Raw genomic sequence first — 8,635 nt, 5'->3', positions numbered from 1 at the left:
GCAAAACGCCTCATTGCGAGGCGTTATTTATATTGCAAGTCATTGATTTAAAAGGATAAGCAGCAGTTTAGTTTGGCGTTCCAGGCTTTTATGCCAAAAAGTGTGTTGCTCATTCAATCAAACCTCTCAAGGGGCGCTGCATTCGGCAGCGCTTGCCTCGGTGTTGCCTAGTTACTCTTTACGAAGTGGCGAATACGCTCTGCCGCTTCAACACATTCCGCCAGTGGGGCAACCAGTGCCATGCGCACGCGATTGGCGCCTGGGTTGTGGCCGTCAACGCTGCGCGACAGGTACGAGCCAGGCACCACTGTCACATGTTCCTGGGCGTAGAGCTCGCGACTGAACTGTTGGTCATCCACCGGGGTTTTTGCCCACAAATAGAAGCCGCCGTCCGGGCGCTGTACATCAAGCACGCCATCAAGAATCGCCAGCACTGCATCGAACTTCTCACGGTACAGGTCGCGGTTGGCGCGTACATGATCTTCATCGGTCCATGCAGCAATGCTTGCCAACTGGGTTTGCACCGGCATCGCGCAGCCGTGGTAGGTACGATACAGCAGGAAAGATTTCAGTATATCGGCATCGCCAGCGACAAAGCCGGAACGCAGCCCAGGCAGGTTGGAGCGCTTCGACAGGCTGTGGAATACCACGCAGCGCTTGAAATCATTGCGGCCCAATTCGGCGCAGGCGGTGAGCAGTCCGGCTGGCGGGTTGGCTTCATCGAAATACAGCTCGCTGTAGCACTCGTCCGCGGCAATGACGAAGTCGAAACGGTCTGCCAGTTCGATCAGCTGTTTTAAGGTATCCAGCGGTATCAGCGCGCCGGTTGGGTTGCCGGGCGAGCACAGGAACAGAATCTGGCAGCGCTGCCAGACCTCGTCGCTGACGGCGGCAAAGTCCGGATTGAAACCATGCTGCTCAAGGCAGGGCAGGTAATAGGGTTCTGCCCCGGCGAGCAAGGCTGCGCCTTCATAGATTTGGTAAAACGGATTGGGGCTGACCACATAACCTGGCTGCTCGCCTGCTTGCGGGCGCTTGACCAGGGTTTGAGTGAAGGCAAACAAGGCCTCGCGCGTGCCGTTGACGGGCAATACATGGCGTGCGGGATCGAGCGCTCCGGCTGGCAGGTTGAAGCGCTTGCTCGCCCAGTTGGCGATGGCTTCACGCAGCGCGGGTATGCCCAGCGTGGTTGGGTAAACAGCCAGTTGCTCGAGGTTGTCGCTGAGCGCCTTGGCGACGAAGTCCGGCGAGCGGTGCTTGGGTTCGCCGATCGACAGGGCAATCGCTTTTTTCTCGGCGTTCGGCGTTACGCTGCCAAGCAGGGCGCGCAACTTCTCGAACGGGTAGGGCTGCAACTGGTTTAACGCGTCATTCATGGTTCATTCCTGGCAACGTCTTGGCCGCTGGGCATGCAAGCTTTGCGGCAGCTGTCGGGTTCAAATTGTAATTTTGCTCGGCTCAGCGCCCAGGGTGCTCGCATCGCTTAGCTGCGAGACGATGGTTTCCTGGAGGCGCGTGCAAAGCTCAGGGTCGGAAAGTTGCTGGTTATTGGCGTCGGTCACGAAGAATACGTCTTCCACGCGTTCGCCAAGGGTGGCAATTTTAGCGTTCTGGATAGACAGGTCGAAATCAAGAAAGATGCGTCCGACCCTGGCCAGTAGCCCTGGGCGGTCGGGTGCGGTCAGTTCGATTACCGTGAGCGGGCGCTTGGCGTCATTGTGAATGGTCACGCGTGGGGCAAAGTCAAAGTGCTTGAGCTGGCGTGGTACGCGCCGCTGAATGATGCTTGGGTAATCATCGGGGTTGATTAGCGCATCAATCAGGCCTTGGCGGATTTGCTTGATACGCGCCGGGTTGTCGCCAATCGAGCTGCCGTCGCCTTCGAGCACTATATAGGTGTCGAGGGTGAACTGGCTGGTCGAGGTGAGAATCCGCGCATCATGAATATTCAGGTTCAACTGGGCCATCGCGGCCACGGTCACGGCGAAGAAGTCGTGCTGGTCCTGGGCGTAGATGAACAGCTGTGTGCCGCCCTCGAACTCGCGCTGGGTGGTTTCCTTGATCAGGACCAGCGGATTGCCGTCGTTGGGGTGCTGGATGATCGCCTCGGTGTGCCAGGCCACATCGCTGGCTGTGTGGCGCAGGAAGTAGTCATCACCGAGCTGTGCCCAGAGTTGCTCGGCTTCATCCGGGTCGGTGCCGCTGCGCACCAGGGTGTCCAGGGCCGAGGTTTGGGTCAGGCGTATCTGTTCTTCACGCTCCAGGCGGTTTTCCAGGCCGCGGTTGAGCGCGCGCTTGGTTTCCGTATAGAGCTGGCGCAGCAGGCTGGCACGCCAGGAGTTCCAGAGTGTCGGGTTGGTCGCATTGATATCGGCAACGGTGAGCACGTAGAGGTAGTCAAGGTGCGTCTGGTCGCCGACCAGCATGGCAAAATCATGGATGATTTGCGGGTCGGACAAGTCCTTGCGTTGCGCGGTGGTGGACATGGTCAGGTGATGCTGGACCAGCCAGACAATCAGCTTGGTATCCCAGTCGGGTAGTTGGTGGCGCACGCAAAAGGCTTCGGCATCGACCGCGCCCAGTTCCGAATGGTCACCGCCACGGCCCTTGCCTATATCGTGATACAGGCCGGCCAGGTAAATCAGCTCCGGCTTGGGCAGCTTATCCATGAGCTTGCTGGCCAGTGGAAACTTCTCGGCCATTTCCACCCATTTGAACTTGCGCAAGTGCTTGATCAGGTTAAGGGTGTGGGCGTCGACCGTGAAGATGTGAAACAGGTCGTGCTGCATTTGCCCGACAATATGACCGAACTCGGGCAGATAGCGGCCAAGAATCCCGTAGCGGTTCATCCGGCGCAGGTTGCGATGGATGCCCGAGGCGCTCTTGAACAGTTCGATGAACAGGCTGGTATTGCGTATGTCGTGGCGAAACTCATCGTCGATCAAGTGGCGATGGTCGCGCAGCAAACGGATGCTGTCGGCGCAGACACCCTTTATATGCGGGTGTTGAGCCATGAGGACGAAGACCTCAAGGATCGCGAAGGGGGTGCGCTTGAAGACATTCGGATGGGTCACCTCGATATAGCCATCACGCAGTTGGAAGCGGCTGTTCAGGCCGGTAGCGGTGCCGCGTTCGCCAGCGCGCAGGATCTGCTCTTCGAAATGTTGCTTGATCAGGTCGCTGAGTTCGGCAACGCCCATGACCACGCGATAGTACTTTTGCATGAACTGCTCGATACCGCGCTTGCCTTCGGTGCTTTCGAATCCCAGCAACTCGGCGATCTGCGCCTGATGGTCGAACAGCAAGCGGTCTTCGGCGCGGCCTGCGAGCATGTGCAGGGCATAGCGGACCTTCCACAGGAAGTCCTGGCTGGCAGCGAGCATGGTGTATTCGGTTTTGAGCAGGAAGTCCTGCTCGATCATCGATTGCAGGTTGAGCGTGCCGAAATGCCGGCGCGCCACCCAGAGGATGGTCTGGATATCGCGCAGGCCGCCCGGTGAGCCTTTTACATTGGGCTCAAGGTTGTATTCGGTGTCGTTGTATTTGGCGTGGCGGGCGCGCTGCTCCTTGCGTTTGGCCAGAAAGAATTCTTGGCTTGGCCACATTTGTTCCGTGCTGGTGACCGCCTGCATGCGTTGGCGCAAGCGCTCGGGGCCAGCAATGGTGCGGCTTTCCATCAGGTTGGTGATGACGGTCAGGTCGGCCCGCGCTTCTTCGGCACATTCATTGACCGAGCGAACGCTTTGGCCCACTTCCAGGCCGATGTCCCAAAGCAGCAGGAGAAACTGCTCGATCGGTTCGCGAAAGGTTTCGTGGTCCGCATTGTCGAGCAGTATCAGCAGGTCGATATCGGAAAACGGGTGCAGCTCGCCACGGCCATAGCCGCCGACGGCGAGCAGGGCAATGTCGGCGTCTTCCGACCAGTCCAGGCGCAGCCAGGCTTCACGCAGGATCTGGTCGACAAACCAGGCGCGGTCTTCAACCAGGCGACGTACTTCACGGCCTTCATGGAAGCGAGCATTGAGCACGTCGTTGGCACGCTTGATGGCTTTTTTGAAAGCTGCAATCGGGCTCGCCTTCAAGGCCAGTTCTGCTTGGAACTGGCCGCGGTCGAACAACTGGGGGTCTACCTGCGGCATGCAACGACCTTCCTTATATAACGCGACAAAATACTCAATCAGAATTGATTGCCGAGCGCGTAATCAGGCGGATACGCGTGGGATGGTATCGTCGCTGCGCAGGGTGAAGATCTCGTAACCTTCTGCGGTTACCAGAATCGTGTGTTCCCATTGTGCAGAGAGCTTGCGGTCCTTGGTGATCGCTGTCCAGCCATCGCCCAGCAGACGGGTTTCGGCACGGCCCTGGTTGATCATCGGCTCAATGGTGAAGGTCATGCCTTCCTTGAGTTCCATGCCTGTGCCCGCGCGGCCGTAGTGCAGCACCTGCGGTTCTTCATGGAACACCGCGCCAATGCCGTGACCGCAGTATTCGCGCACCACGGAAAAGCCGTTCTTCTCGGCGTGCTTCTGGATCACTTCGCCAATATCGCCCAGGCGCGCTCCCGGCTTGACCAGCTCGATACCTTTATACATGCATTCCTGGGTGACCTTGGCCAGGCGCTCGGCCCACTCCGGTACTTTGCCAACCATGAACATCTTGCTGGTGTCGCCGTGATAGCCGTCCTTGATCACGGTGATGTCTATGTTCAGCACGTCGCCTTCCTTGAGTGGCTTCTCGTTGGGAATGCCGTGGCAGACAACGTGGTTGATCGAGGTGCAGATCGACTTGGGAAAACCCTTGTAGTTGAGCGGGGCAGGAATGGCCTGCTGCACGTTAACTATATAGTCGTGGCAGATGCGGTCGAGTTCCTCGGTGGTCACACCGGGTTTGACGTGTTCGCCGATCATCTCCAGCACGTCAGCGGCCAGGCGGCCGGCGATGCGCATTTTTTCGATTTCCTCGGGCGACTTGATGGTGACGGTCATATGGGGTCTCGGGCATACAGAAAAGTGGCAGTATGGTAACAGCTTAGAGGTGCATTCTATAAGGGCAAAGGTCGCTGGCCCGAAGTTTTGCTGTAATGAGCTTGTAGCTTCTGCCCGGTTATTGTGGTATAAAACGCGCCGCTTTGATGGGCAACCTGTCCAAAAGCATAAACCCACACACGTATCGACACGATTTCCTGGGTGCCTTTTGTCATGCAAAGGGTTGGAGATTGGGATGCGTGGAGGCCTAACCCGACTTATTAAGGAACGACCATGTCCCAAGTCAATATGCGCGATATGCTGAAGGCCGGTGTGCACTTCGGCCACCAGACCCGTTACTGGAACCCGAAAATGGGTAAGTACATCTTCGGTTCGCGTAACAAGATTCACATCATCAACCTTGAAAAAACCCTGCCAATGTTCAACGACGCACTGTCGTTCGTTGAGAAGCTGGCTTCGGGCAAAAACAAGATTCTGTTCGTTGGCACCAAGCGTTCCGCTGGCAAGATCGTTCGTGAAGAAGCAGCTCGCTGCAACTCTCCGTTCGTCGATCACCGCTGGTTGGGTGGCATGCTGACCAACTACAAGACCATCCGTGCTTCGATCAAGCGCCTGCGTGATCTTGAAGTTCAGGCACAAGACGGTACTTTCGCCAAGCTGACCAAGAAAGAAGCCCTGATGCGTACCCGTGATCTGGAAAAACTGGATCGCAGCCTGGGTGGTATCAAGGACATGGGCGGTCTGCCAGACGCTCTGTTTGTTATCGACGTTGACCACGAGCGCATTGCTATCACCGAAGCCAACAAGCTGGGTATCCCGGTAATTGGTGTTGTTGATACCAACAGCAGCCCGGAAGGTGTTGATTACATCATTCCAGGTAACGACGACGCCATCCGTGCAATCCAGCTGTACATGGGTGCCATGGCTGACGCAGTTGTTCGTGGTCGTAGCAATGCTAACGGTGGCACCGACGAATTCGTCGCTGAAGCCCCGGCTGCTGAAGCCGCTCAAGGCTAAGTAGCAAGCGTTACTCGCTACGCAAAAAGGGGGCTTGGCCCCCTTTTTGTCACTTATAGAATTCATCGCCCGCCTGGCGGGTGAGATGGTTGAAGACCTACCTAAGAGGATTTCGAACATGGCAGAGATTACTGCAGCCCTGGTTAAAGAACTGCGTGAGCGTACTGGCCAAGGCATGATGGACTGCAAAAAAGCCCTGACTGCTGCTGGTGGCGACATCGAGAAAGCAATCGACGATATGCGTGCTGCTGGTGCCATCAAGGCTGCCAAGAAAGCCGGTAACATCGCTGCTGAAGGTGCTATCGCAATCAAATTGGCTGACGATAACAAGCGCGCCCTGATTATCGAAGTCAACTCCCAGACTGACTTCCTGGCTCTGCAAGACGATTTCAAGAACTTCGTCAGCAGCAGCATCGACAAGGCTTTCGCCGAGAACATGACTGAAGCGGCGCCACTGGTTGCGGCCATGGAATCCGATCGTGAAGCCCTGGTTGCCAAAGTCGGCGAGAACGTGAACATTCGTCGTCTGACTAGCGTTGAAGCTGACGTTGTCGGTTCTTACCTGCACGGCCACCGCATCGGTGTTCTGGTTGCCCTTAAAGGTGGCGACGTTGAGCTGGCCAAGGAAGTTGCCATGCACGTAGCGGCAAGCAACCCACAGTTCCTCAGCGCTGCTGAAGTCTCTGAAGAAGCAGTTGCCAAGGAAAAAGAAATCTTCCTGGCGCTCAACGAAGAGAAAATCAAAGGCAAGCCTGCTGAGATCGTTGAGAAAATGGTTGCCGGCCGCATCAGCAAGTTCCTGGCTGAAGCAAGCCTGGTCGAGCAAGCTTTCGTCAAAGACGACAGCATCAAGGTTGGCGAGCTGGTGAAGAAAGCTGGCGCTGAAATCGTTTCGTTCACTCGCTTCGAAGTGGGTGAAGGTATCGACAAGGGCGAAACCGACTTCGCTGCAGAAGTAGCTGCTCAGCTGGCTTCCAGCAAGCAGTAAGACGGTCTAAAAACTGTCATCCCAAAGAGGCTGCCCGCTTATGCGTGCGGCCTTTTTGTCAAACTAGGGCGGCAAATTAGGATGCCCCTGAAAGCAAGGGCCCAAACGGTACAGGTTAAAAGCTGCTTACGCTGCGGGTCAGCTCTTGTAAACTGCAAGGCTGATGCGCCTTTCGACCTGGCTATTCGGTGTTCAAGACGTTTTCAAAGGTTTGCCTTGGCCGGTTGCGAAAAATATTTTCCGGGTTTTGTGATTTAAAAGCCCCGACTGTTGCCGAAGTACTCGATAATTGCGGGCTGTATTATCCGCATAGAAATTTAACGCCGCAGGAGAGAATTGTATGGCTCAGCAGGTGAGTGGTCGTCAACCGCGTTATAAGCGCATTCTGCTCAAACTAAGCGGCGAAGCCCTGATGGGGTCGGAAGAGTTTGGTATCGATCCCAAGGTGCTTGATCGCATGGCCCTGGAAGTAGGGCAATTGGTAGGCATCGGTTTGCAAGTCGGTCTGGTGATCGGTGGCGGTAACCTGTTTCGCGGTGCGGCATTGAGCGCAGCCGGAATGGATCGGGTAACCGGTGACCACATGGGCATGCTCGCCACCGTGATGAACGCCTTGGCCATGCGCGACGCGCTGGAGCGTTCAAATATCCCGGCAATCGTGATGTCAGCGATTTCCATGGTTGGAGTGACTGATCACTACGACCGTCGTAAGGCCATGCGCCATCTGAAGTCCGGTGAAGTGGTGATTTTCGCCGCCGGTACCGGTAACCCGTTCTTTACCACGGATTCTGCTGCGTGCCTGCGCGCAATCGAGATCGATGCGGACGTGGTATTGAAGGCGACCAAGGTCGATGGCGTATACACTGCGGATCCATTTAAAGATCCCCATGCAGAGAAGTTCGAGCGCCTGACTTATGACGAAGTACTGGATCGCAAGCTTGGGGTTATGGACCTCACTGCAATCTGTCTGTGCCGCGACCATAATATGCCGCTGCGAGTCTTCAATATGAATAAACCTGGCGCCTTGTTGAATGTAGTTGTTGGTGGCGCTGAAGGTACCCTGATCGAGGAAGGTGAAGAATGATTAACGAGATCAAGAAAGAAACCCAGTCACGCATGACCAAGAGCCTTGAGTCGCTCAATGTCGCGTTTGCCAAAATCCGCACTGGCCGCGCGCACCCAAGCATTCTCGATGGCGTGATGGTGTCTTACTACGGCACCGATACCCCTTTGCGTCAGGTCGCCAACGTAGTCACTGAAGATTCGCGCACCCTGGCCTTGTCTGTGTTTGACAAGGGCATGATCCAGGCCGTTGAAAAAGCCATCATGACATCCGACCTGGGCCTCAATCCTGCAACGGCTGGCACCACTATTCGTGTGCCTATGCCCGCGCTGACCGAAGAAACTCGCAAGGGCTATACCAAGCAGGCGCGTGCCGAGGCCGAGAACGCCCGTGTTGCCGTGCGCAACATCCGTCGTGATGCCCTTGCGCAGCTCAAGGACCTGGAAAAGGAAAAGGAAATCAGCGAGGACGAAGAGCGTCGCGCCGCTGATGAAATCCAGAAACTGACCGACAAGTATGTTGCTGAAGTCGATAAGGCGCTGGAGAACAAGGAAGCGGATCTGATGGCCGTCTGACGGTCAG

The 8,635-nt window shown here is 56.3% G+C and carries 7 protein-coding genes; 4 read left to right on the top strand and 3 right to left on the bottom strand.

The genetic code is table 11. From position 1 onward, the window contains the following. Nucleotides 1-167 precede the first annotated feature (167 nt). The 3 genes from dapC to map all read right to left on the bottom strand — a co-directional run bounded on the left by dapC (nucleotide 168) and on the right by map (nucleotide 4,985). Nucleotides 168-1,376 carry a succinyldiaminopimelate transaminase gene (gene dapC / locus CHB79_RS06685; RefSeq protein WP_089359324.1) on the bottom strand — a complete coding sequence of 403 codons (1,209 nt, stop codon included), beginning with the start codon at nucleotides 1,374-1,376 and terminating at the stop codon, nucleotides 168-170. A 60-nt stretch (nucleotides 1,377-1,436) separates the two neighbouring features. Beyond that, the gene (locus CHB79_RS06680) at nucleotides 1,437-4,139 is read right to left on the bottom strand and encodes a [protein-PII] uridylyltransferase (protein ID WP_010486759.1); all 2,703 of its coding nucleotides are present in this window, start codon (nucleotides 4,137-4,139) and stop codon (nucleotides 1,437-1,439) included. Between the two features lie 63 nt (nucleotides 4,140-4,202). After that, entirely contained in the window at nucleotides 4,203-4,985 is a 783-nt protein-coding gene (gene map / locus CHB79_RS06675) for a type I methionyl aminopeptidase (RefSeq protein WP_010486761.1), read from the bottom strand. Between the two features lie 273 nt (nucleotides 4,986-5,258). Between map and rpsB the strand changes: the two genes are divergently transcribed. The 4 genes from rpsB to frr all read left to right on the top strand — a co-directional run bounded on the left by rpsB (nucleotide 5,259) and on the right by frr (nucleotide 8,628). Then, on the top strand, nucleotides 5,259-6,002 hold the full coding sequence (gene rpsB, locus CHB79_RS06670) for a 30S ribosomal protein S2 (RefSeq protein WP_010486763.1): 744 nt from the start codon (nucleotides 5,259-5,261) through the stop codon (nucleotides 6,000-6,002). A 118-nt stretch (nucleotides 6,003-6,120) separates the two neighbouring features. Continuing rightward, the gene (tsf, locus tag CHB79_RS06665; RefSeq protein WP_010486764.1) at nucleotides 6,121-6,990 is read left to right on the top strand and encodes a translation elongation factor Ts; all 870 of its coding nucleotides are present in this window, start codon (nucleotides 6,121-6,123) and stop codon (nucleotides 6,988-6,990) included. Nucleotides 6,991-7,330: 340 nt separating this feature from the next. Beyond that, entirely contained in the window at nucleotides 7,331-8,074 is a 744-nt protein-coding gene (gene pyrH / locus CHB79_RS06660; protein WP_010486765.1) for a UMP kinase, read from the top strand. Then, nucleotides 8,071-8,628 carry a ribosome recycling factor gene (gene frr / locus CHB79_RS06655; RefSeq protein WP_010486766.1) on the top strand — a complete coding sequence of 186 codons (558 nt, stop codon included), beginning with the start codon at nucleotides 8,071-8,073 and terminating at the stop codon, nucleotides 8,626-8,628. Before pyrH ends, frr begins: the two co-directional genes overlap by 4 nt. The last annotated feature ends 7 nt before the right edge of the window (nucleotides 8,629-8,635 follow it).

Origin of the sequence: Pseudomonas segetis (genome assembly GCF_900188155.1) — a bacterium.
Lineage (GTDB): Bacteria > Pseudomonadota > Gammaproteobacteria > Pseudomonadales > Pseudomonadaceae > Aquipseudomonas > Aquipseudomonas segetis.
This window is presented reverse-complemented; position numbering and strand designations above follow the sequence as displayed.

Excerpts from the sequence above, each read along its gene's own strand:
- dapC (WP_089359324.1), bottom strand. The coding sequence starts at position 1,376 with ATGAATGACGCGTTAAACCAGTTGCAGCCCTACCCGTTCGAGAAGTTG.
- map (WP_010486761.1), bottom strand. The coding sequence starts at position 4,985 with ATGACCGTCACCATCAAGTCGCCCGAGGAAATCGAAAAAATGCGCATC.
- CHB79_RS06680 (WP_010486759.1), bottom strand. The coding sequence starts at position 4,139 with ATGCCGCAGGTAGACCCCCAGTTGTTCGACCGCGGCCAGTTCCAAGCA.
- pyrH (WP_010486765.1), top strand. The coding sequence starts at position 7,331 with ATGGCTCAGCAGGTGAGTGGTCGTCAACCGCGTTATAAGCGCATTCTG.
- frr (WP_010486766.1), top strand. The coding sequence starts at position 8,071 with ATGATTAACGAGATCAAGAAAGAAACCCAGTCACGCATGACCAAGAGC.
- rpsB (WP_010486763.1), top strand. The coding sequence starts at position 5,259 with ATGTCCCAAGTCAATATGCGCGATATGCTGAAGGCCGGTGTGCACTTC.
- tsf (WP_010486764.1), top strand. The coding sequence starts at position 6,121 with ATGGCAGAGATTACTGCAGCCCTGGTTAAAGAACTGCGTGAGCGTACT.